Source organism: Moraxella sp. FZLJ2109 (assembly GCF_024296965.1).
In the GTDB taxonomy this organism is placed as follows: Bacteria; Pseudomonadota; Gammaproteobacteria; order Pseudomonadales; family Moraxellaceae; genus Moraxella.
Genome location: NZ_CP101112.1, coordinates 1973142 through 1997563 on the forward strand (window position 1 = coordinate 1973142; position 24422 = coordinate 1997563).

Sequence of the window (24422 nt, forward strand, 5' to 3'; positions counted from 1 at the left end):
TCAATAGCCTATATGTGGGTATGGTTTGCCAAAATTTCAACCAGCTTATCAGAAGTTTGTGCATATTTTGGCAAGGCTTAGTAAATTTAAAGTCTTAAACTAAAGCTGCTTGATGTATATCGCCTTAGCTGATGCGAAAAATCCGCGCAAGTCGTTGGTCAAATCGATGCAGGCTTGGGCGCAGGCGGCGACTGTGAATGATCATACCGCCAAGCAAACCGATCACACAGCCCAATAAAGTATCCCAAAATCTGGCAATGATCACCGATGTCTCGGCATTGGCAGTGTGCACGACTTGGCTACTGTATTCTGCCATCAAGATGGTCAAAGGTGTAACAAAGGCAATCGCTAGGGCATAATTGCGCACCACCAGCGTCTCAATAATCACCACCAATAGCAGCATGGCGATGGCAACTTGCCAAGGATTTAGATCAAATAGCAGCAAGCCCCAAGCCACCGCCATGCCAAAAAAAGTACCGACCACGCGCTGTAATTGCTTGGTCCAAATGCTCAGCACCGTCATGCCTGTGATGATGGTAAAACAGCTCACCGCCACCCAGTACGGACGCGACATACCCAACAGCAGCGCCACTGCCAATGATGCAGTAACTGTCGTAGCGACCAGTGCGCTATCGACCATCATGTCATCACGATACACAAAAGGCTCGCTGTGGGTGTTTTGCTTGCCGCCTGCGAATAAAGACAGCGTATAAATACACGCAATCACCCCTGAAAATAAACAGCCCAAGCCGATCAAGCCAATATAAAAAGGAATCTGAAGCGGTGCAATCGGTATAAACAGCGCAATCGCCGCCGCCATCAGAATAAAAGTCCCAGCAGGTGGTGTAAGGCGAAAATAGCGACCAAATAACGCCACCCAAAAAGTAACGAAAAACAGCAACGGTAAGGTCAATCGTGGCTCTAGATGGGTGATCAAACCCACGGCATAACATGCCACAAAGCCAAAACTACACGCTAAGACTTGGGTCATGCGAAAGAAGAATGTGCCTTGATAAGGTAAATTTAAAAATACCATCGCGCCCAATGATGCCACAAGCCCTGATGATAACTGATCAAAATACGCACCAAGAAAAATCGGAAAACTGGTGGCGATCGCTGCCATGACAGGCATATGCCATGCGCGAGAATGCTGATGATTAAAGCGAATTAGGTCATTGATCTGCCGCTTGAGCAGTGATGTTATCGTTGTGCATTGTGGTGATCTGGTTGTCATAATGGTGTGTTCATACGATGTTTATTTTTAATAATTATTAAACAAAAACAACAATATTCAATGCGATGATGAACGAAATTCACACTCTACTACATGATCATTGACCATGCCTACCGCTTGCATAAAGGCATAACAGATGGTTGCACCGACGAATTTAAAGCCATCTTTTTTCAGCTGTTTGGCAAGTCTGATGGATGCTTCGGTTTGGGCAGGGATGTCGTTTGGCGTGCTAGGACAGTTGTCAATTTGCTTGCCATCGGGCGTGGTAATACCCCACAGATAATCGCTAAACGACTGATTTTGCTTGATTTTTAGATAAGCTTTGGCATTATCAATGATGGCAACGATCTTGGCACGGTGGCGGATGATGCCTGTGTTTTGCATGAGTTCATCGATTTTATTGTCATCATATAAAGCAATCTTGGCAGCATCAAAGCCATCAAAGGCTTGATAATAAGCATCGCGCCGCTTTAAAATCGTAATCCAGCTTAAACCTGCCTGCATCCCTTCTAGGCACAGCAGGGCAAAGAGCGTATCGTCATCATAGACAGGCTTGCTCCACTCTTGATCATGATAGGCGATGTAGATTGGATCGGATAAGCACCAAGTGCAGCGCGTGGTCATGAGTTACGCCTTTTACTACTTAATTTTGCTAATGATACAACTTAGATGGTGAAGTCATTTGCGCCATCATCATCCAGTACGGATAAATCATCTTTACAGATAGACTTGATGGTCTTGGGTGTAAAATTTGGGTTTAATGTCTTGACAGCGTTCATCAGCTCGCAGATTTGCTTATCTTGGTCTTGGATGTGAGCAAGCAAGGCGGCGATGCTGGATGCCACAGGATCTTTGGCATTGGGCTTAAGTCCATAGGCATTGAACAGATGCTCGGATTGGGCTTGGTGTTCGGTTGGGCTGACGGGTTCTTCTTTGACGATCATGCGTGCAGCACTGCCGACCATGGTCGCACCTGCTGGTACAGGCTTGACGACGACAGCATTTGAGCCGACTTTGGCATCATCACCGACACTAAAGCCGCCCAAAATCTTCGCGCCTGCACCGACGACGACATTATTACCCAATGTCGGATGGCGTTTTGCACCTTTTTCCCAAGACACACCACCCAAGGTGACACCATGATATAAAGTAACATCATCACCGATTTCGGCAGTCTCGCCGATCACCACACCCATGCCATGATCGATGAAAAATCGTTTGCCAATCTTGGCGGCAGGGTGAATCTCGATGCCTGTGGTACAGCGGCTAAAGTGCGACAGCGCACGCGCCAAAAATTTCTGATCGGCATTCCACAGTGCGTGCGCGCCACGGTGCATGATGCGCGCGTGGATACCAGGATAAGTAAGCAGCACTTCGGCTTTGGTGCGAGCAGCAGGGTCGCGTTCTAGGACGGCACTGACATCTTCACTGATGGCTTGTTTGAGCGCGCAGAGTTTGGCAAATACTGACATATTAATTTCCTAACTTTTTAATTTTAATAAACCTAAATATATAAACCAGTGCTTGTTTACTGATTTTAAATGACTGATCTTAAACTGTAAATATGAACCACTCATCCAAACTGATAGATACCGATAAACATAGTAGCGGTGCTTGGAGTAATTATCAAGTCATCACAAATATTTTGTGGTCGATTATACCATTTGGCTACTTAATTTTTTGGTCAAGCTTAGCAAGCAGGGCGCGAATTAGTGCGTATTCTTTTTGGTCAAGCTGCAGGCGGTGCGTTAAGCGCGCCAAGCGATTAGGCAGGTGTTTTAAATCTTGATCATTGGCAAGATTGAGCTTTTGCATTAGGCTGATGATCGCATCATCAAGGCTTGCCATCTGTGCGTGCGTGGCGGCAGGCTCATCCCAGTCGCTGCGAATGCTGATGTCAAGCGGGTGGCTGATCTGCGCGACACCTTGGGTTTGTTTGGTGCTGTGATTGCCATCAAAACCCAGTTGCTCATATAGATAGCTTGCGATGACTTGAATGGCGGCAGCGACATTAAGCACAGGATAAGCAGGGTTGGCAGGGATTTGGATGTGATAATGCGCCATGCCAAGTTCATCGTTATTGAGTCCATGATTTTCACGCCCAAATAAAATGGCAATCGTCGGCAACGCGCCATCTGTTTGCGATGAATGCGTACCAAAGTGCGTCTGTGCGATCTGTGCTGCCATCTGTGGTGTGACCACAGGGCGCGGCATCTGCCGACTGCGCGCACTGGCAGCGAAAACCAAGCTGCAATCCGCCAAAGCATCATCCAGCGTCGGCACGATACGCGCCGCTGATAGCACTTGGGTTGCGCCTGCGGCATTGGCATGGCTTGTGTCATCGATTGGCAGGCGTGGATTGACTACTACCAAATCAGATAAACTCATGGTGTGCATGGCGCGCGCTGCCGAGCCGATATTGGCAGGCAAGGTGGTCTCAACCATGACGATGCGGATCTGTGCTAAGTAGTGTTGGGCTGTGGTTGTCATTGCTTTTTCTTTGCTTATTAATGATAAAAAATCTTAGGGACCGTCCTAGATAACTAAACCAAACTACCCCTAACTAATTGTTTTAAAATGGAAATTTGAGATTTTAAGTCACTGTTGTTAAAACGCCATTCGCATTCTTTCAGATACAGCTCAAAATGATCTTTGGGAATACCGTTAAACTTACGCAAATGTCGTTTTGCTTGATTCTAAAAATTCTCAATTCCGTTAATGTGATTTTGTTTTTTGTGGCAATGTGTGTGCCGTGATTGATTCTAAAGTGATTAAACTCACTGATATCTAGCACATCATAGCTTTTGTAGAAATCTGTGTAAACAATACTGTCTGGCTTTACTTTTTCTCGTATCATGGGGAGTAAAGTCGCTGATTGCGTATTAGGTACAGCAACGGTATAAACTTTGCCGTTTCGCTTTAAAAGACCGAAGACGGCTGTTTTACCACCAGCACCACGACCGCGTTTACCTTTACGGATGCCGCCGAAATAACTTTCATCAGCTTCAATTTCACCATCTGGCATTTCTAAATGTTGACTGTGCTGATAGATAAGTAAGCGCAGTCGATGAAAATAGTAAGCAGCGGTTGTTTTGTTTACATTGACTCATTGAGCTGTTCTTGCAGTAATACCTGCAACAAACAGCTCAATGAGTTTATTTTGTTTATGCTGACTTAGACGACTTTTTCTCATTTGGATATTTTAACCTAAATGGAGTTTTTGGTCATTATCTAGGGCAGCCCCTAATTTTATCTAAAAATCATATGATCAACGCCGACCAAGGCTTTGAGTCGTGCGATGTTCGGCTCGCTTGGATATAAGCGGAAACGCTCATTGACATTGATGCGGCTGATGCTACAATCATCATACACATACAAGACAACGGGCACGCAGTAATCCGCGTGGCGTGTGCTTGGTGCATCATCGTCTTCATCGATTTGGTAAGCCAAAGCCTGTGGCGGTGGGCTATTTTCTTTTAATAAAGCGATGATATTATGCAGTTTATCTACATTATTCGATGGCAGCTTGATGTGTACTTCGCTTAAGCGTCTTAGGCGTGCTTGCTCGATCGGCTCAGCCCCTTGTAGGCGCATGAACAGTCGTCCATCATCGCTTTCGCGCACGCTGACTTTGGCGATGATGACATTGGCGATGTCCATCATGTCGCGCTTAGGCTCGGCATTTGGGTTATTTTTATCGACTTTCATCACCGCTTGATATTCTTCATCGTAAGCAGGGACTTTTTTGCCAGTGGTGAGAATCTTGCTATAGCGGGCAAAGGTGTCGTTATAGCAGCTGAACTCCACGCGTGCTGTGCCGTCATCGATTTTGATCACGCTGCGATTACCAAAGTGCGCGACATCATAGATCACGCCTGCGACTTTTGATGTGCCTTTAAAGCCTGTATCGCTCAGGTTTAATACACTGCCAACGGTGGTATATAGACTAGATTCACCGCGATATTCATCGAGTGGATGACCTGTCAAATACAGCCCCAAGGTCAAAAGCTCATAGCGTAAGCGGTCTTGGGTATCCCATACCACATCATCAAGTACTGGCGCAACGGATAAGCCATCATCGACTTCGGCAAACAGATCAAAAGTACCTGCCAACTGGTTTTGGCGGTTTTGGTCGGCGGCAGCCATCGCTTCAGGCAGCTGACGCCACAGCCCGCGGCGGATCTGATAACTGTGATCGAAATTTTCACCGATATAATGTGGCTTTAGTGTCTCGGCAAGGATATCAAAACAGCCTGCTTTGATCAATGCTTCTAAAGAGCGTTTACCAACTTTCTTAATATCCACACGATTACAAAAGTCGTATAAATCACGGAATGGTCCATCACGGCGCGCAGCAACAATGCTGTTTACCGCTTCTTCGCCCACGCCTTTGACCGCGCCAAGACCATAGACAACGGTTTTGCTGTCGCGGACGACAAATTTCCATTGGCTGTGATTGACACTCGGCGGAATGACATTTAGGTCAAAATTATCTTTACAATCACCGAGCAAGAAGACCACTTGGTCGGTATCATCCATCTCTGATGTCAGTACCGCCGCCATGAATTCGGCAGGGTAGTAGTGCTTTAAGTAGGCGGTTTGATAAGCAAGTACGCCATAGGCAGCCGAGTGCGATTTGTTAAAACCATAGCCGGCAAACTTTTCTACCAGATCGAAAATCTGCGCTGCAAGTGCGCCATCCACGCCTTGATTGATCGCGCCATCGACGAAAGTGGAGCGCTGCTTTGCCATTTCTTCAGGTTTTTTCTTACCCATCGCTCGGCGCAGCATATCAGCGCCACCAAGCGTATAACCTGCCAAAATCTGTGCAATCTGCATCACCTGCTCTTGATAGACGATGACGCCATAAGTCGGCTCAAGCGCAGGCTGTAGCCAGTCGTGCTGAAAATTTGGATCAGGATAGGCGACTTCTTGGATACCATGCTTGCGGTCAATAAAATCCGAGACCATGCCCGACTCAAGCGGACCGGGGCGATACAACGCACACATCGCGATAACATCTTCGATGTTTGATGGCTTAAGCTGCGCTAGGTATTTTTTCATGCCTGAGCTTTCTAGCTGAAACACGGCACTGGTTTTGGCTTCTTGAAGTACGCCTTCATACACCGCAGCATCATCGAGCGGTAGCTTATCAAGGTCAATCGGATCTTCGCCGAGCGCCTTACGCGTGTTGTTGATGTTATCAATCGCTGCTTGGATGACCGTTAGGTTTCGAAGACCCAAGAAGTCGAATTTGACCAAGCCTACCGCTTCGACATCGTCCTTATCGAACTGACTGACAGGATGACCTTCATCATCGCAATACACCGCACTAAAATCACTGATGCGATTGGGTGCGATCAATACGCCGCCTGCGTGCTTGCCGACATTACGCGTCAAACCCTCAAGCTTTTTCGCCATATCCCAAATCTCAACGATGGCATCGTGATCGGGATTATCTTCATCGGTGATGAAATCTTTCAGCTGCGGTTCTTGCTCTAGGGCATCATCTAGGCTGATACCAGGGGTTTTGGGGATAAGTTTTGAGATACGATCGCCTAAGCCAAAGGGCTTACCTTGCACACGCGTGACATCGCGCACTACCGCACGCGCCGCCATCGTACCGAAGGTGATGATTTGGCTGACCGCTTGGCGTCCATAAGTGCGCGCGACATAGTCAATCACACGGTCACGCCCTTCGATACAAAAGTCAATATCAAAGTCAGGCATCGAGACGCGCTCTGGGTTTAAGAACCGCTCAAACAGCAAATCATAGCGCAAAGGATCAAGATCGGTGATGTTCAAGGCATAAGCGACCAGTGAGCCTGCACCCGAGCCACGCCCTGGACCGACAGGCACGCCATTGGCTTTCGCCCAGCGGATAAAGTCCATCACGATAAGAAAATACCCTGGAAACCCCATCTTAAGAATGATATCCAACTCATAATCAAGCCGCTCATCATAGGGCTTTCGCACCGCTTCCCAGTCATCAGCACGCTCACTGACAGGATAGAGCTTATCAAGGCGTTTATTTAAGCCATCAGCTGCGGTCTTACGGAAAAATGACTCAATCGTCTCACCATCAGGAATGGGAAAATCAGGCAAGACATTGATGCCAAGCGTCAAAGTGACATTGCAGCGACTGGCAAGCAAGGCGGTATTTTCGATGACTTGCGGTAAGTCTGCGAACAATTTCACCATCTCAGCTTGGGTCTTGAAATACTGTGCTTCGCTATAAATGCGTGGACGGTTCGGATCGCCCAGTGTGTAGCCACTGGCGATACAGACACGCGCTTCATGCGCATCAAAATCAGTGCTGACATCATCATCTTTGCCGCCTGTGCTCTCAGGGCGCGGATTCATAAAGCGTACATCATTGTGCGCGATGATGGGAATGCCAAGTGATGATGCTTGGATGATGGCTTGTTCGTTAAATAGGTTGTCAGATGGGTGCGTGCGCTTGATGCCCAGATACAGCCGATCACCAAAGACTGCTTGCCATGCTTGCATGATGGGCAGGGCGTTTTCGGGGTGATTGCCCATTAGCGGCGAGTAGATCTCTGATCGTGATGTTAGGATTGCGATGATGCCATCAGCACGAGAAAAGAGAGCTTCTTTGGTGATGATCGGTGTTGAGACACTCACCGAGCCATTGGCTCCCATCGGGCGTTCGGTATAAGCATCCGACACTAGGCGCAGCAAGTTTTGGTAGCCGTCATTGTTCATCGCGTATAGAATCACGCTGAATTTATTGTCTTCATCTTCACGACTGATGGCATTACCGATGACAAACTCCGTGCCGATCACAGGCTTGATCCCTGCACCGATACAGGCTTTATAAAACTTGACGACAGCGAACATATTGTTCCAATCGGCAAGTCCAAGCGTGGTTTGACCATCAGCAGCAGCGGCTTTTACCAATGCTTTGATACGGATGATGGAATCGACGATGGCGTATTCACTGCGCACGCCCAAATGAACAAATGACATAGTTTATCAACAATCCATTTTAAAAGCTTTTATAAATCAAATACTTATCAATATAAAATCAGCCCATCAGCAATGAGCTATTGGTAAATAATAAAAAGACAATCAAGGCAAATCCCAAGATCAAAATCGCCAAACGAAAAATTCGCGCAGGCGAGAAGTGCGCTTTTGGGCGAGCGTTACGCTTGTTGGGCGCATGATTGGGTGGTAGTGGTGCATTCATGGTTTTGCAAGTGATTAATTGGCTGATTAATTTGGCAATTATAGCATGATAGTCATGGATAATTGACAAAAAACTCGGTAAAATTGTGAGATGATCTGCAATGCAGTTTATTGATAAATTTTTTTATTCATACACCAGTAATTTAAAGCATAGAATTTACCATGTTTGCCATCACTCAGTCCAATGATACACAAGTGCTGTTATCGCGCTTGATCGAGATTTATAAGCAGCACAGCCACAGCAGTCAGGATAATGCTGATGGTGGTGCGATGAGCGCGCTGTCGGCACAAATTTTTGCGCCATTTACGGTGATCGTGCCATCGATGGTATTGGGTGATTGGCTGACCAAATCGGTGGCGTCACAAGTGGGAATCAGCACGCTTTTGACCGCGCAATTTTGGGGGCAGTATCAATGGCAGATGATCCAAGCAGTGCTTAAGGTCGATGCAGAATTTACTCATGCTGCAGGGCGTGATGATGCCTTACAAGTGCCTGAAGTGGCGGTACTGTCTGCGTCGGTGATGCGGTGGCGTTTATTTGGATTTTTTTGTGAATTTCAAGGTGAGAAACTGATAGAAATTCTAAATAATCAATCACATCCACTGCACAGCTTATTGCACTTTTTATATCAAGAAAATCCGCACAGCCAAAAGCCGCAATTATCTGAGCAGCGCATTTGGCAGCTGTGTGATGAGCTGGCGGCGGTATATGTCAAATATTTGACCCATCGTCCAGAATGGCTTGCCGCTTGGACGCACAATACGCCACTGCCTAAGTCTGTCGATGTCATGCTTGCTGAAAAACAGCGATTTGAGCAGGTGTATCATGATGATGAGATGCCTGAATGGCTGATTGCGCATTATCATCAGCTTGAGATGCAGCTGCGTTATCTGTGGCAGGCGTTATTTGCGGATGTGTATGCATATCGTGAAGCGTTGGAGCAGCGGTTTTGGCAGGTGCTGAGCGGCGCACGCGGTGCAGCAGTATATCAGGCGGCGCTTGCCAAATTACCCAAAGCCTTGTATCTGTTCACCGTGCAGCAGATTCCTGTGGTAGAGCTGCAGTTTTTGAAGCGCTTATCGACTTTGATCGATGTAGAGCTGCTGCATTTTAATCCATCAAAGATGTTTTGGGCGGATATTGTTGATAAAAACTGGCTGATGACACAGCGTATCATTCATCCTGATACGGTGTATCTGAAGGATCATGGGCACAGTCTATTATCAAGATTAGCTAAAGAGTCTCGAGAGACTTTCGCAATGCTTGCCGATATGTCTGGTGGTGAGTATTATTATGAAAAACCGTCAAGTGATAGCACAGATGAGCTGCCAATGCCGCGTGATTGGCAGGTGAGTTGGATGGATCAATTTGTCAATGACCCAAAACCTGTGGGGCTACTGGCACAGCTAAAGCAAGACATCTTGATGCTTGATGAAACAGGGATGTCTAAGCAGTGGCTGACACAGGCGCTGGCAAGCTTGACTGAGAAAAATCAGCCTAAGCATCCAATGCATTTGTTTGACGATGGGCAGTTTGCAAGCTTAAGTATCCATGCTTGTCACAGTCTAAAACGACAGCTTGAGATCGCGCGCGTGATGATCGCACGGTATTTGAACATTCCTAATGCTGATGGCAGTGCACGGCATTTATCCGATGTCGTGGTGTATCTGCCTGATGTCGCTGCAGCCGAAGATTTGATTCGCTTGGTGTTCGATGATGGTGTGGGTGCAGATGGCTTGCGGCTGCCTGCCAAGATCACGGGCACGACCAATCGCAGTATTGAGACTTTGATGAATGCGATCGCAGGATTTTATACACTGCTTGGTGGGCGGGGCGCGCGGTTTTATCGTGAGACAGTGTTTGAATGGCTGATGCTACCGCCAGTATATCAAAGCTTTGGGCTTGATTTTGAACAGATGAGCCGTGCTTGTGAGCTTTTGACCCAAGCAGGATTTCGTCGTGGCTTTGATGCAGAGCACTTGGCGATGACGCTCGATGAGTACGATGTTGATTATCGCTACAGTTTTAGCTATGCGCTTGATCGCTTGGTGACAGGATTATTAATCCCTGATGAACAATCCAAGCCAAATAAACTGTTCTACCCGCTGCACTGGCAACAAGGTGTGTTCCAAGAAGCAACCGCACCTGTGCTCACTGTCAGCCTAGCAGATGAGCCTATCATCAGTGCTTTGTGCCGTATTCATGAAGGCTTATCTGCGTGCTATGGTGCATATGATCGGGTTGATCGCGTGCAGACTTGGCTTGATAAGATCGAGTATGATGTCATTGATCGTTATTTTGCAAATCTTAAAGATACCGCGCAAATGCGTGCAATTTTTGAAGCCAAAAACAGCATGGCAGCCAGTCTGCGCGCCAATCAATATTATCACAAGCATCATACTTATAAGTATGAAGGAAGTGATGCGCAAGACAGCCATGAGATTCGCTTGAGCCTACAGTTTGTATTAGAAAGTCTAAACAGTATGCTACAGAGTCAAGCCATCAGTGCCGAGCCTGCCAATGTCATCACCTTTGCGCGATTCGGTGCGCTGCGCAGTGTGCCATTTGGCTTAACAGTAATGCTTGATATGAATTTATCGGCATTTCCGCGCCGTGATGGCGTGCGTCGTATGGATCTGATGCGCGCAGGGCTGAAGCGTCGCGGCGATCGCATGAATGAAGATGATGATAATGGCGCGTTTTTGGATGCGATTTTGTGCAGTCGTGATGCGTGTATGATTTTTTATAACAGCGTTGCATCTGATGGGGTGACTGAATTATTACCCGCAGCGCCCGTGTCTGAATTATTAGAATTTTTTAAAACGGGTGTTGATTGGCAAAATGATTTTCATGCCTTGCTATATGCACAAAATTCGACAGATGATACCGATGCCAATCGCTTTGATCGCGAGCAAATCACCAATGCCATCATCGCTGCCATGCCAAGCGTGGTGCAGACATATCTGGTGACGCACCATACGGCGACCAGTTTTGATACGGCAAATTTCTATGACAAAATCACACCAAAAATGCCTAATAAAAGCACTGATGCTGATGAGAAGCAGATACAAGACTGGGTACGAGCACGGTTAATTCACGCGATCGAACAAATTAAAAAATCTGAACAATCATATCTGCCGCCTGCGCCACTGTGGCAGAAGATTCGCGGTATTTTAGATGCTGCCACACAAGCCAATGATCGCGTGATTGTCACTTTACCTGATGATGCGACTTATCAGCAGATCGCACGCATCATCACGGCGCAGCAGCACGATGAGCAAGGGGTGGATAAGATGGTGGATGCCTTGTTATCGCACCATGAGATTATCGTGCCGATGATGGTGTCTATGGAGAATATTTGTACTTGGCAGCATAAATTTTCATTAAATTATTTAAATAATAAGATTGAGCTGATGCCCGAAGAAGACGATGAAGATGTAGAAGAGCCATTGGGACTCGATGGCTTGGGGCGATATCAGCTCAATGATGCCATCATCCAAGCGATGGCGCGTGGTATTTTTGATGGTGTGGCGATGAGCGAAGAGACGATGCTTACTGCCTTAGAAAACACACAGGCGCACGATGAGTTTTATGCGATTTATTTTGATAAATTATTGCCAGCTGGAGAGAGTCGTTTTGGCAGTTTGGCGTCTCAATTACAAACGCTTGAGCAGAGTGCAGAAGCGTTATACAGCACTGTATCGGCAAATGCATTATTAAATTTTGATCAACAAAATCTACGCAGTGATTGCGGACATCTGCACTATTCGCAATTAATCAGCGGCACTTATGAGCAGTCCATCGCGCTGAATGTGGGTAGTGAAACCATGACCGTATCGGCAAATGTCGCAGATGCTGATCAGCCATATTGGTTGTCGATTTCACCAAGTAAAGCAACTGCCAAAAACATCGTCAATGGTTGGCTTATGCATTTGGCTTGGCAAGTGGTGTGTAAGACTGATAATCAAGATATATCTAATAATAATCATGTCAGTATTCGTAAGTTTATCCAAGGTTCATTAGTGTTAAAACCTTTGGGATTTGACGAAGAACAGACCGCCATCTGCTATCAGCCTGTGCTATGGCAGGATGCGCAGCGGATTTTGGCGGGATTTGCTACGCTTGGACTCTTGTCGCAAAAGTTACCACTACCGATTACCAGTGAGACGGCGCTCACTTTTGCGGTCAATGATGGGTGGCAAAATGATGAATTGACACCGCGACTGTATGACGCATGGGTGAAAGGCTATACATGGAGCGTGAACAGCAGTCAGCACCCATCGTGGCAGCTGATTTTGGGCGCAAGTGATCCGCTAGAGCAAGCGGCGCGAGCATTGCCAATCGTGTATCCACTATATCAAAGCTTGCCAAAAACACTGTGCAAACCTGAAGAACTGCAAGGCAAACAAGGGGGTGTGTCATGACACAGTCAGTACAAAATACACAAAATAGCACCATCCCTGCTGCCATCGCCTGCAAGCTGACAGGCGGCTATCTGATCGAGGCATCGGCAGGTACGGGCAAGACTTGGACGCTGACAGGGATCATTCTGCGGCTATTGATTGAGAAAAAGTACGCACCTGAACGCATTATCGCCACGACTTTCACCAAGGCGGCGGCGGCTGAAATGCAAGAGCGGATTTATGAGCGATTACAGTCGTTTTATGCACTTGTGCGCTGGCTAAAAAATGTACAGCCAAAATATCCGCACTGGTTCGGTGTCGAATCATCTGTGGTACCTGATATTTTAGCTGAGCTAATCACAGCAACCAAAGCAGTGGGCGTCGATGGTGAAGATTTGATCAATCAGCATTTGCTTGTACAGATCCTACAGACTGGCGCAGATGCACTGGATGAGACCATTCGCCGCACTGCGCTTGTGCTGATGACTTTGGATAAATTATTCGTCGGTACGCTCGATAGCCTTGCGCAAAAATGGCTCAAAGAATTTGGCTTGCAGACAGGACAGGCGAGTGAGCGGCAGATGCTCACGGATGAATCGGCATTGATCCGTGCACTGGTGCATGACAGGCTGCGTGCCGAGCAGTCGCGATTATCGGTACAATCACCGAGTATATACAAGCAAATCATTGCACATAAGTCGCACGCTTTTAGTGATGTTGATGGCTTGAGCGCGCAGGTCAAGACGGTGATTGATTTTTATCATGCGCCGATTGATGAAGTGCCTGCGCTTGACGATGGTTATGATAAGCTTAACAATCTACTCGATGAAGTTCTTGCTATCAATATCGAAGATTTTTTACCTTTTTTAAATAAAACATATCGTGATCAGATTGGTATCAATGCACGATCAGCCGCACCAAATCGACTGGGATCTTTGCCTGAGATTTTATCATTGATCCGTACCCATCGGCTTGATTTTGTAGCTGAATTATCTGGTCATCACATCGAAGCATTGGAGCAGTTTACTAAGTTTGTCGATACGGATTTTTTTAAAAAAAGCGGTGTCGATGCCGATGCCAAAGTGCGCTTTAATGCTTTACCATGGCAGCGCGTGGCGGCGATTCATGAGCTGTATCAGCTGCTGATCGCTCGTGCGCAATATCATTATGATGCGCTGCGTTACCGTGTGGCAGCTAGCGTGCGTACATCACTGATGCCGATGCTTGAAGCGCGTGGTGAGACGACTTTTGTCATGCAGATGGTGCGACTGACCGACGCGCTGCAAGATGCTGCGCTTGCCAATTATATTCGCCATCAGTACCCTGTGGCGCTGATCGATGAGTCGCAGGATATTAATGGCTTGCAGGCGTTATTGATCGAGCGCGTGTATTTACAGGGGCTAAAAGCTCAGCGCGAGCAAGCGACCCGATATCAGCTGGTCGGCGGTGAGCGTCCGCGAGCATCGCGTGATTTTTTGCTTTTGGTGGGTGATCCTAAGCAGGCGATTTATCGCTTTCGTGGTGGTGATGTTGCCAATTACAACTGGCTAAAATCTTATGGTAAAACCCAAAATGAGCCACCGATTCTGGATCAATCTTTGGTGCTGGACATCAATCGCCGCTCAAGTGAGCCACTGATCAATGCGCTGAACCGATGGTTTGTTGATACAGGATCTACCGATTGGTCAAACCATGCCAATTTGGGTCAAAGCATTCGCTATCATCAGATCCAAGCATTTAATAAAAATTCAAAATTATCTTGGAAAAAAAATACGGATAATAACGCACATTTACCGAATAAAAACTTAACAATCATCCATGCAGATGCAAAAGATGGGATTGTCACCAAGATGTGTCAGCATATCAATACGCTATTGGCAGACGGGCATCGACTTGGTGATCGCGTGTTGCAGCCAAGCGATATTGCGATATTGGCAAAAACGCATGATACTTTAGAAGCGGTAAAACATGAGCTTGGCGCGTTAAACATCCCTGCGATCAGTGCGCGTGCGCAAAATGTGTTCATGACTGATGCAGGTGAAGATTTGTACGCGCTACTTTCTGCCGTGCTCAATAGCCGTTCGGCAGGGTGCGTGGGCAGATTTTTGATCAGTTGTATCGTGGGCATGACATTAGATCAAGCGACGGCTTTGATGGCAGGCGAGCAGGTAGTGCTTGATGGGTTTGGTACGCTTAACAAGGCAGCTTTATTGGCTTATTTGCAACAAGTTCATGAAAAATGGCTAAACGATGGTGTGGCAAGTGCGCTGAATTTTGCGTTATCTGATACGCCATTTACGAGTAGTGGCGGCTTGTGGTTGGTGGCAGCGCGCCTAGGTGAGCGTTATTTAGCAGACCTTTGGCAATTGGTAGAAATCGTCAGTGCTCAAGGTCAGCTGCATGAGTTGCAGCTATTGAGTTGGTATGAAGCACAGCTTAACGCACCAGCGGACGAAGATAATACACAGCGCGTCCTACCTAGCGAAACAGGTGTGAATCTGATGACGATACACAAGTCTAAGGGTCTGGAATTCGCGGTTGTTTATGTTTTGGAATTGAACAAAGCAAGATCAAGCCGAGCAAATGATCAGAAATTTTACGCTTATAACCGTGATGATTTGACGCGTGCCATTTCTGTTGTGCCGTACAAGCAAGAATCATCAAGTTATTATAAAGAATTAGATGATGAAGAAGCGATGGCTGAGCTGCGCCGATTGGGTTATGTGGCATTAACGCGCGCATCCGAGCAAGTATTTTTGGTGGCAGCCACCACAGCCAGCAAGCGCAATATCGCTGATGCACCCTTATATCAGTGGCTTGATTGTTTTGATGGTAGCTTAACAATTCCTGAGCGTATGGCAGATCTGATTGATGTGATTGATTTGGATGAGATTGCCTTAAATAGTACGCAATTAGTATCGACAGCGATCGAAGAGACTCAGCCAATTGCCTATAAAGATTGGAGTAAGGTAATGGCGACCAAGCTTTTTTATGGTACGAAAAAAACCAGTTTTACTGCGATGATCGGTCAGTTGGATGCCAATTCTAAAGCCATTTTGACTGAGATGCCAGACCATGATGAACTGGTTGCGATGACTGATTTGCATGGAGATTTACTTAACAATACACCGAGTAATCAGACGCAGATCATAACACCTATGCAGGATGATATTCGCACGCGATTTATCAAAGGCAGTGCAGCGGGGGATTTTTTACACCAAGTACTAGAGCGAATCGAAATAGGTAGAATTGGCAATCAAGTCGATGAGCTTGCACGCCGATTATCCATGCCGCTTAAGTACCGCAGCGACTTTATAGACAATGATGATAACGAGCATCAAGCCTTGGTTCGATGGCTAAATGATATCGTTCATGTGCCATTTGGTGCGTCAGGTGTCAGCCTTGCGAGCATCGCACCTGCTAATCAAGTGCGAGAATTGGGCTTTACCTTAGGTCTGTCACCTAATTTCAGTATCGAAAAACTTAACAAAGTATTCGAGAAATACAGCGATCAACCACTGGTGCTAAAGGCTGATAAGGCAGATATTTGGTATCGCTATTTGCGTGGCGAGATTGACTTGGTGTATGAATATCAAGGCAAGTTTTATATCGTCGATTATAAGTCCAATTATCTGGGCGCGCAGATGAGTGACTATCAGCCTGCATCACTACAGGCAGCGATGGCGCAAGCGGGTTATTGGCTACAGGCAGTAATTTATCAAGTAGCATTGCATCGCTTATTGAAAGTAAAACTTAATAATTATGCAGGTAATGAAGCCCAATATCTGGGCGCGGTGGAATATCTGTTCTTGCGCGGTGTGTATGCAGATGATACGCAGTGTGGGCGCATGGTTTGGCAGCCACCGCTTGAGCTTATTTTGGCGGTTGATGCATTGTTTGGTTAAGTTTTTTATCATTATCAGGCGATTAATAATTAAATTTTTTCAAAGAGTAATTCATTGTGAATTTATCAGAAAGTATCAGCCGTTATGTGGTGCGTCGTATCCATCAGCATGATCATTGGTATGACCAAAAATCCATGCTTGCTGCACCACTGAATTTACAAAAATCAGATGAAGCAAATTTTTATCTTTTGCATGGCACACTGCTGCAATTATTATCAGCAGGGCATACGGTGCTTACTCTGCCGAAAGATATGCAGGATGTGGGGTTGCCAACATGGCAGCTGTTGTGCTTTGAGCCGATATTTGAGCGGCTGCAGAGATATTTTGATGATGGGTTTGATTTTGTAGCTTTGCTAAATGAATTTGCACAAGCTTTGGCGGATGGTGCTGATGTGCAGCATTGGCTTAGTGAGCAGCGTACTCGGTTTTTGATGCTGCTTGGCGCACAGCAAAGATCATTGTCACGCACGCAGATGATGGCGGTGATTGATGAGATTGTGTGGCTATTGCGTGCTTATTATACCATGCGCGTGCTTTGTGCGGATGATGTATTGGCATGGGCTGCGCGATTATCGAGTGTATTTTTTGCCAATTTACACGATGTCAAATCATTGGACAAAAGCGCACCCTTGCAGCCGATTTGTTATTGGATCGGGCGATCATCGGTGTATTTTTGGCTCAATCGTGCTTATCGTGCAGAAGCAGGGCTGATGTATCATATTGGGCGGATTAGGGCTGCGCAAGTGCCACCTTTCACAGCTGATAATTTAGATAAATTAAATGAAAAGCAAAGAGATGCTGTGAAATTGGTCGCCAATCAAGCTTTTGCCTTGATCACTGGCGGACCAGGTACGGGTAAGACCTATACGGTGGCGCAGATTGTTTTGGCGCTGCTAAAAACCGATCCAGATGTGTTGTCATCATTGGCATTGGCAGCGCCTACAGGTAAGGCGGCGCAGCGTATGAGTGAGTCGCTACAAAAGGCGCTCGGTGCTGATGTGCAGATGCTGCTGCCTGAACCGAAGACCATTCATCGCCTGCTGGGCATTGGTGCGACGGGTGTGCCGCGTTACCACGCTGATCATCCGCTGCCGTATCGGATGCTGATCATTGATGAGGCATCCATGCTTGGCGCGGAGCTTGCGTGCCAGCTGATGGCAGCGGTGGCGACGGGTGCGCGCGTGATTTTATTGGGGGATGCTAATCAGCTTGCGGCGGTGGATGCAGGGGCGGTGCTTGCCGATTTATGCCGTATGTCATCATTGGCTGATCTACATTGTAAGCTTGAGCAATCACAGCGTTTTACCGACACTTCAGGTGTGGGTAAGCTTGCCAAACTGATCAAAGGTGATCAACAGGATAAATTTAGCCAATTACAACAGTTGATTGACACTGAACAAACACTTGAATTTGTATCACTTGATGATAATCATACTCAAGAGCGGTGCTATCAATATTTAAGTGAATCTTATCAGTCGTATTTTAAAAAGACCCAATCATTGTACGGTAATTTACCAAAAATTGATCAATCAGCACACGAAGAAGTGGCACAATTATTCAAAACACTGAATGAATATCGCATTTTGTGCGCGTCGCACATTGGTGCTTATGGTGATCATGCGATCAATGCGTTTTTATCAAAAATGCATCGCAAGTATTTGGGGGGCAAACCATCAAATTCACCGTGGTATCAAGGGCGTGTGGTGATGGTGGTTGAGAACCGTTATGATTTAGAATTATTTAATGGTGATATTGGTATTTGTCTGCATACCGAGCAAGGTTTGATGGTGTTTTTTGAAGGTGAAACGATAAAAATGCTGTCGGCGGAGCTGTTGTCTGAAGCGATGGTTGTCACCGCCTATGCCATCACGGTGCATAAATCACAAGGTTCGGAATGGGAGACGGTGGCGATCGTGTTCGATGAAAGCAGCCAAAGACTGCTGTCAAAAGAGCTGATTTATACGGCGGTGACGCGTGCCAAAGCGCGTGTGCAGCTTTTTAGCATGCAAAAGGCGATCGCGACCGCATTAATCACGCCAACTGTACGACAAACAGGACTTGGTATCATTGAGACTTTACAGAGATAAACTTTACAATGATGGCAAAACCAAGTAGAATCGCAGGTTTTTATTTGTATTATCCGCAATATTGGATGCTTTAAATTGATTAAATTAGCTAAACATTTGTGATCAGATTTTTGTTTGCGTTATATAATTTGCACTATAAAAAATTGGCAAAAATGGTACAAATACAGTGCAAATTTGGCGAGCAAAATTGTACGAAACGCAAGTAATCACAAACAAACACAAGTAAAAATAGATAAAGATTTGCAATTAAACGCTTGAAAAACAAAGAGAATTTTATAAATGACTGATTTTATGGGTAATAAGAGAATTAGCCTTGCACCGATGATTGATTGGACAACTTCTGATTTTCGTACTTTTGCACGGCTGTTCAATCCGAACATTCATCTATATACCGAGATGATCAGTACCAATGCGATTTTAAAGGGTAATGCCGATCATGTGCTGAAATTTCACGGCAGCGAGCATCCTGTGGTGCTGCAGCTAGGCGGTTCTGATCCTGATGAGATGGCGCAAGCGGTGCAAATCGCCGATACCAAGGGTTATGATGAGTACAATATCAATGTTGGCTGTCCGTCCGATCGCGTGCAGCACAATAAAATCGGCGCGTGCCTGATGGCAGAGCCGCAGACGGTGGCGGCGATGGTCAAGGCGATGCAGGTGGTGACCGATAAGCCTGTGACTGTCAAGCATCGCATTGGCATTGATCATTTTGACAGTTATGAATTTATGCGCGATTTTGTCGAGACGGTAGCGGTGGCTGGCTGTACGCATTTTATCGCTCATGCGCGTATTGCGTGGCTGCAGGGTCTATCACCTAAGCAAAACCGCGAAATTCCACCACTGCGCTACGAAGACATTTATAGGCTTAAGCAGGATTTTCCCGATCTTAACATTGAGATCAATGGCGGGATTGATAACATGGATGCCATCCGTGAGCATCTGCGTCATGTCGATGGTGTGATGATTGGGCGCGCTTTTTATCACAATCCTTATCTGATGGCAGAATGCAATGCACTGTGGGATTTGCCACTGCCAAGCCGTCGCGATATTTTTACAGAATTGCTAAATTATCTTAAAATGCGAGCTGATGAAGGCACGAATCTTGCGACCCTGACACGGCATTATTTGGGCTTGTTCCAAGGCTTAAGCGGTGCGCGTGCGTGGCGACAGGCGTTGAGTGGTAAACCATCGTTAACGCTTGAAGAGATTCGCCAAGCAGGCGAGCAAGTGCTTGAGCAAAACAGAATGTAAGTTGGCAGGCTATATTATAAGGCTTGGGCTGGTTAAATGTGATTATTCAAGCCTAATCCAAAATCAGTAGCAGTAGCACCAAGCTGTTATTAATACTGTGCAATAGCATCGGCGCAAATACTGAACCTGTCCGCACGCGTGCATAACATAGACCTAATGCCACGGCGAACATTACGCCTGTATCTATTAGATTATATTGAAAATGCAATAGTGAAAATACACCGCTACTGATTAGACTGGTTAAAATAGTGATATGGTTAGTATTATCGGTAAAGTGCGAAAAAATATCTTCACCAAGCCGCCAAAATAAACCGCGACAAATCAGCTCTTCATAAATGGGCGCGCAGACCATCACCATTAAGGCAAATAGCCACATCGGTGTATCATGCCCCATCATCTGCGCTGCGTCTGCTGATGGCGTGGGCGATAGTGCGGTCGTCGCCAAATTGGCAAGCAGGCTTGCGATAAAGACAATTAGCAAAAACACCCACAGACACCGCCAAAACACGCGTCCATCCATTGGTAGTAGCGCAAGATAGCTTTGCCACAGTTTGCGCGCTTGTGCAGTACTTACGCTGTCTTTACGAATGCGAAAATATTGCCAAAAAACAATCAGCCACACCAAGCATACCGCCGTCAGCACCACCGACATCACAAGCAAAGTATTATCGCTAATGGCATGATATGGTGTAAAATCAGCCAGCGTCTGCAAGAGTAGCAGCCAGCCGTTTTGTAAGGCGAACATCGTCGCGACCACCATCGCCATCAAGGCAGCGGCGATTGACGGTGGATATTTGGGCGGTGCTTGGCTTGATGGTATCGCTGAATGGCTCATCGCATCATGCTTCACTGATTTGGCGGGCAATGGTGTGCAAAATCACTTGTGCGGTCGCGTGCGGATGCTCCAGTGGAAACATATGCGAGCCTTCGACATATTGCACATTTAAGCCAAATCTCTGCGCCGCATCGCGATACGAGCCGATGGCGGTAAAATGACTGTCTTTGCCTGCGATGATGCTAAGCGGACGGCGTGGCACGATGGATTTATACCAATATAAAGATGGAATGGTGCGAAAAATCGCCACTTCCACCGCCTTTGGAATAGCAAGCGTTACTTTGCCATCGACGGTTTTTATAAATCCATATTTAATATAATTATCAAAACAAGCTTCATCAAAAGGACGAAATAAGCCTTTATTTCTCAAGGCTTGATAGGCTTGTTCGTGATTGTCAAAAGTATCTTTGCGGTATTTGGACTTGGATGCTGGTGATAATTTATCAATCAGACGATGACGAAATTTTTTTATACGACCGATTTGTTGATCAGTGAGTTTTGCCAAATGCCATGTTAAGCTATTTTTGCCAGTTAAAAGCGATGGATCAAGCAGTATCGCTTGGCTGATTGGCTTGGGATTGGCAAGCAGCGTCTGCATCGTTGTCATCGCTCCCACCGAATGCCCGATGACAACCACATTTGCCACGCCATGCTTATGACAAGCATCATCAATGCTGTCGCCAACTTGCCGCGTCAGGCTTTGCCAATGATCATCCACAGGATAACGGCTGTCCGTACCCAATAAATCAATGCTTTCGATGGTGAAAATCGACGCCAATTCATCCAAAATCGGCTGATAAGTCGGTGTCGGCACACCATTGGCATGGACAAAATGCAGCACAGGCTTGTCTGTCAGTGCTGATTTGGGTAAGCGTGATAATGCTGTGATTTGGGAGCAGCTAAGATTTTCCATGAATATACTCTTTATTATACGATCTGCCAACTTTTAAATAATACTTACATCAAACACATTGGTCGTGCTATTTGTACAGCTTCTTGTACAACTTCGCGCATTTTCCTAATCTGTTTTCAAATTTGTTTGACTATAATAATGATGGCTTATAAAATTTGGCTAAGAACTGCTTAGCATAGCGAATTTTTGCACGATTTACCAGTAAAAATTATACACTGATTGGCCCAATAAAAAGTGCAAAAATGATACCAAAGTTACGCATTGATAACGCAAATTTATCGCCGTCGTGTGCTATAATCTGTGCAGTTTTTTAATCTGCTTAAAATCTGACCAATTGGGGCAAAAGCCAAGGCAATTGGCAGGCATTTCCACCAAAAAAAATTAAGGATTGACAATGAGTTACTTCGGCACTGACGGCATTCGTGGGCAGTTTGGCACTTTCCCAATTACCCCTGATTTTCTATTGCGCTTAGGCTTTGGCGCGGGGCGTGTGTTGGTTGAGATAAATCCGAACAAGCGTCCAAGCGTATTGATCGGCAAAGATGCGCGACTGTCGGGCTATGTGATCGAAGCGGCACTGCAGGCGGGCTTTAACGCGGCAGGCGTGGATGTTTATATGCTTGGCCCATTGCCGACGCCTGCGATCGCACACCTTGTCAAGAGCTTCCATGCGGACATGGGCGTGGTGATTTCCGCCAGTCACAATCCGTATCAGGACAATGGCGTGAAATTCTTCTCGCACGAAGGCAAAAAAATCTCAGACGAAATCCAAGATGCGATCAATGTCGAGCTCGATGCATTGGTTGGTGATACCGATGCGCGATTGGCGCGATTGGCGGGCATTAAGGCAGACAGTATCGGCAAGAATCATCGTGTCGCCGATGCCAAAGGTCGCTATATCGAATACTGCAAAGGTAGTTTTCCTTATCATTATAATTTATCACATCTTAAAATTGTCGTCGATTGTGCCAATGGCGCAGGTCACAGCGTCGCGCCACGCGTGCTAAAAGAGCTGGGCGCGAAAGTCATCGCCATTCATAACGACCCAAACGGCATCAATATCAATGATAACTGTGGCTCAACCCATCCTGAAGTGCTACAAGCTGCGGTGCGTGAGCATGGTGCTGATGTTGGTATCGCACTAGACGGTGATGGCGATCGCATCATCATGACCGATGAGCATGGCAATATCGTTGATGGCGATAGTATCTTGTATGTCCTTGCTAAGCACTTACAGCCTGAAGGCGTGGTCGGTACGCTGATGAGTAATGTCGCACTAGAGTTGGCATTGGGCGAGATGGGTATTAAGTTCCACCGTGCTAAAGTCGGCGACCGCTATGTAATGCAAGATCTAGAGACGAATGGCTGGACAATTGGCGGTGAGCCATCGGGTCATATCCTATGTCTAGATAAGAGCCGCACAGGTGATGCGATCGTGGCGGGTCTGCAAGTGTTGTCTTGCATGGCGGAGACGGGCAAAAAGCTCAGTGAGCTGACCCAAGGCTACACGCCATTTCCACAGACGCTGATCAATGTGCGCCTAACGCAAATGAGCGACCCATATGCCAATGCTGAACTAAAAGCAATTTTTGATCAAGCGGAAACCGAGCTTGCTGGTAAAGGTCGCTTGCTGATTCGCAAATCAGGCACTGAGCCTGTGATCCGCGTGATGGTCGAGCATCAAGATTCGAGCGTATGTCAGCAGATGGCAGAGCAATTGGCTGAGCAGGTGAAGCGAATTTTGGCTTAACTTGTTAAGATAAGCCTATGAGCGATAATAAAAATGCCGACTGATGAGTTGGCATTTTTTGTGCTTGATGATGTATAAAATCCATACATAAATTAAGGATTTATTGTATAATAAAATGACAAACAACCAACCAAAATAACCGACCATAAAAGGGGAGTGATGATGGATTTAACCGACCAACGACAATCTTATGAGAAGCACACTTTACCTGATACAGGACTGCCAGTGACGCCATTTGAGCTGTTTCGCACATGGTTTGATGATGCAGTAGCGGCGCAGCTGCCCGAGCCATATGCCATGAGCCTTGCTACTTGTGGCGCAGATCAGCGTCCGAGCGTGCGCATCGTGCTGATGCGTGAGTTGACCGAGCGCGGTGTGGTTTTTTATACCAACTATGACAGCGACAAGGGGCAGGACATCGCGGATAATCCCAATGCTGAGATGCTGTTTTTTTGGCAAGGATTAGAGCGTCAAGTGCGCCTATCAGGTCGTATTGAGAAGGTGAGTGCAGAAAAGTCAGCGGCTTATTTTGCCAAGCGACCACGCGAAAGTCAGCTGGGTGCGTGGGTGAGCGAGCCACAAAGTGGTGTGGTCGATAGCCGCCAAACCATGGAAGATAAATATCAGCTGCTAGACCATATGCATGGCGATGTCGTGCCTTATCCAGCATTTTGGGGTGGGTATGAGCTTGTCATCGACCGCGCGGAATTTTGGCAAGGGCGTGTTGGTCGTATGCACGATCGCATGGTCTATACCACTGATGGTGATACATGGCAAGTGGTCAGATTGTTGCCGTGATTATTCACATCGGATAACTTGACCTATTAGTATGAT

The 24422-nt window shown here is 46.5% G+C and carries 14 protein-coding genes and 1 pseudogene; 6 read left to right on the top strand and 9 right to left on the bottom strand.

The annotated features are described in order from the left end of the window. Positions 1 to 124: 124 nt before the first annotated feature. From NKU06_RS09410 to NKU06_RS09440, 7 genes and pseudogenes are all read right to left on the bottom strand, one after another. Positions 125 to 1234, bottom strand: a complete 1110-nt coding sequence (locus tag NKU06_RS09410; protein WP_254730329.1) for an FUSC family protein — start codon at positions 1232 to 1234, stop codon at positions 125 to 127. A gap of 57 nt (positions 1235 to 1291) precedes the next feature. Then, positions 1292 to 1858, bottom strand: a complete 567-nt coding sequence (locus NKU06_RS09415) for a DNA-3-methyladenine glycosylase I (protein ID WP_254730332.1) — start codon at positions 1856 to 1858, stop codon at positions 1292 to 1294. A gap of 41 nt (positions 1859 to 1899) precedes the next feature. Continuing rightward, positions 1900 to 2706 carry a serine O-acetyltransferase gene (gene cysE, locus NKU06_RS09420; protein ID WP_254730334.1) on the bottom strand — a complete coding sequence of 269 codons (807 nt, stop codon included), beginning with the start codon at positions 2704 to 2706 and terminating at the stop codon, positions 1900 to 1902. Positions 2707 to 2902: 196 nt separating this feature from the next. After that, entirely contained in the window at positions 2903 to 3724 is an 822-nt protein-coding gene (locus tag NKU06_RS09425; protein WP_254730336.1) for an RNA methyltransferase, read from the bottom strand. Between the two features lie 53 nt (positions 3725 to 3777). Continuing rightward, positions 3778 to 4427 (bottom strand): annotated as a pseudogene (locus tag NKU06_RS09430) (IS1595 family transposase). 56 nt (positions 4428 to 4483) lie between these two features. Then, on the bottom strand, positions 4484 to 8224 hold the full coding sequence (gene dnaE, locus NKU06_RS09435; RefSeq protein ID WP_254730338.1) for a DNA polymerase III subunit alpha: 3741 nt from the start codon (positions 8222 to 8224) through the stop codon (positions 4484 to 4486). Positions 8225 to 8282: 58 nt separating this feature from the next. After that, positions 8283 to 8444 (bottom strand): hypothetical protein, encoded by a 162-nt coding sequence (locus NKU06_RS09440; RefSeq protein ID WP_254730340.1) that lies wholly within the window; start codon positions 8442 to 8444, stop codon positions 8283 to 8285. A 161-nt stretch (positions 8445 to 8605) separates the two neighbouring features. Here NKU06_RS09440 and NKU06_RS09445 point away from each other — a divergent pair, with 161 nt between their 5' ends. The 4 genes from NKU06_RS09445 to dusA all read left to right on the top strand — a co-directional run bounded on the left by NKU06_RS09445 (position 8606) and on the right by dusA (position 20090). After that, positions 8606 to 12868 carry an exodeoxyribonuclease V subunit gamma gene (locus NKU06_RS09445; RefSeq protein ID WP_254730353.1) on the top strand — a complete coding sequence of 1421 codons (4263 nt, stop codon included), beginning with the start codon at positions 8606 to 8608 and terminating at the stop codon, positions 12866 to 12868. Continuing rightward, positions 12865 to 16752, top strand: coding sequence for a UvrD-helicase domain-containing protein (locus tag NKU06_RS09450; protein ID WP_254730355.1), 3888 nt, complete (start codon positions 12865 to 12867; stop codon positions 16750 to 16752). Before NKU06_RS09445 ends, NKU06_RS09450 begins: the two co-directional genes overlap by 4 nt. Positions 16753 to 16808: 56 nt before the next feature. Next, positions 16809 to 18839: an exodeoxyribonuclease V subunit alpha gene (gene recD, locus NKU06_RS09455; RefSeq protein ID WP_254730357.1), complete on the top strand. Its 2031-nt coding sequence runs from the start codon at positions 16809 to 16811 to the stop codon at positions 18837 to 18839. 279 nt (positions 18840 to 19118) lie between these two features. After that, positions 19119 to 20090 (top strand): tRNA dihydrouridine(20/20a) synthase DusA, encoded by a 972-nt coding sequence (dusA, locus tag NKU06_RS09460; RefSeq protein WP_254730379.1) that lies wholly within the window; start codon positions 19119 to 19121, stop codon positions 20088 to 20090. A gap of 52 nt (positions 20091 to 20142) precedes the next feature. Here dusA and NKU06_RS09465 read toward each other — a convergent pair whose 3' ends face one another. Further along, positions 20143 to 20925 (bottom strand): CPBP family intramembrane glutamic endopeptidase, encoded by a 783-nt coding sequence (locus NKU06_RS09465; RefSeq protein WP_254730380.1) that lies wholly within the window; start codon positions 20923 to 20925, stop codon positions 20143 to 20145. Between the two features lie 4 nt (positions 20926 to 20929). Next, complete coding sequence (locus tag NKU06_RS09470) at positions 20930 to 21838, bottom strand: alpha/beta fold hydrolase (protein ID WP_254730383.1); 909 nt, start codon at positions 21836 to 21838, stop codon at positions 20930 to 20932. A gap of 394 nt (positions 21839 to 22232) precedes the next feature. On the opposite strand from NKU06_RS09470, the gene glmM reads away from it, so the two are divergent. Beyond that, a complete protein-coding gene (gene glmM / locus NKU06_RS09475) occupies positions 22233 to 23588 on the top strand; it encodes a phosphoglucosamine mutase (RefSeq protein ID WP_254730386.1) in 1356 nt (451 codons plus the stop codon). A 162-nt stretch (positions 23589 to 23750) separates the two neighbouring features. Further along, a complete protein-coding gene (gene pdxH / locus NKU06_RS09480) occupies positions 23751 to 24386 on the top strand; it encodes a pyridoxamine 5'-phosphate oxidase (protein WP_253224677.1) in 636 nt (211 codons plus the stop codon). Positions 24387 to 24422 lie beyond the last annotated feature (36 nt).

Coding starts and splice junctions, on each gene's coding strand:
- NKU06_RS09415 (WP_254730332.1), bottom strand. CDS start 1,858: ATGACCACGCGCTGCACTTGGTGCTTATCCGATCCAATCTACATCGCC.
- NKU06_RS09465 (WP_254730380.1), bottom strand. CDS start 20,925: ATGAGCCATTCAGCGATACCATCAAGCCAAGCACCGCCCAAATATCCA.
- NKU06_RS09450 (WP_254730355.1), top strand. CDS start 12,865: ATGACACAGTCAGTACAAAATACACAAAATAGCACCATCCCTGCTGCC.
- dnaE (WP_254730338.1), bottom strand. CDS start 8,224: ATGTCATTTGTTCATTTGGGCGTGCGCAGTGAATACGCCATCGTCGAT.
- NKU06_RS09410 (WP_254730329.1), bottom strand. CDS start 1,234: ATGACAACCAGATCACCACAATGCACAACGATAACATCACTGCTCAAG.
- NKU06_RS09425 (WP_254730336.1), bottom strand. CDS start 3,724: ATGACAACCACAGCCCAACACTACTTAGCACAGATCCGCATCGTCATG.
- glmM (WP_254730386.1), top strand. CDS start 22,233: ATGAGTTACTTCGGCACTGACGGCATTCGTGGGCAGTTTGGCACTTTC.
- dusA (WP_254730379.1), top strand. CDS start 19,119: ATGACTGATTTTATGGGTAATAAGAGAATTAGCCTTGCACCGATGATT.
- NKU06_RS09445 (WP_254730353.1), top strand. CDS start 8,606: ATGTTTGCCATCACTCAGTCCAATGATACACAAGTGCTGTTATCGCGC.
- cysE (WP_254730334.1), bottom strand. CDS start 2,706: ATGTCAGTATTTGCCAAACTCTGCGCGCTCAAACAAGCCATCAGTGAA.
- NKU06_RS09440 (WP_254730340.1), bottom strand. CDS start 8,444: ATGAATGCACCACTACCACCCAATCATGCGCCCAACAAGCGTAACGCT.
- pdxH (WP_253224677.1), top strand. CDS start 23,751: ATGGATTTAACCGACCAACGACAATCTTATGAGAAGCACACTTTACCT.
- NKU06_RS09470 (WP_254730383.1), bottom strand. CDS start 21,838: ATGGAAAATCTTAGCTGCTCCCAAATCACAGCATTATCACGCTTACCC.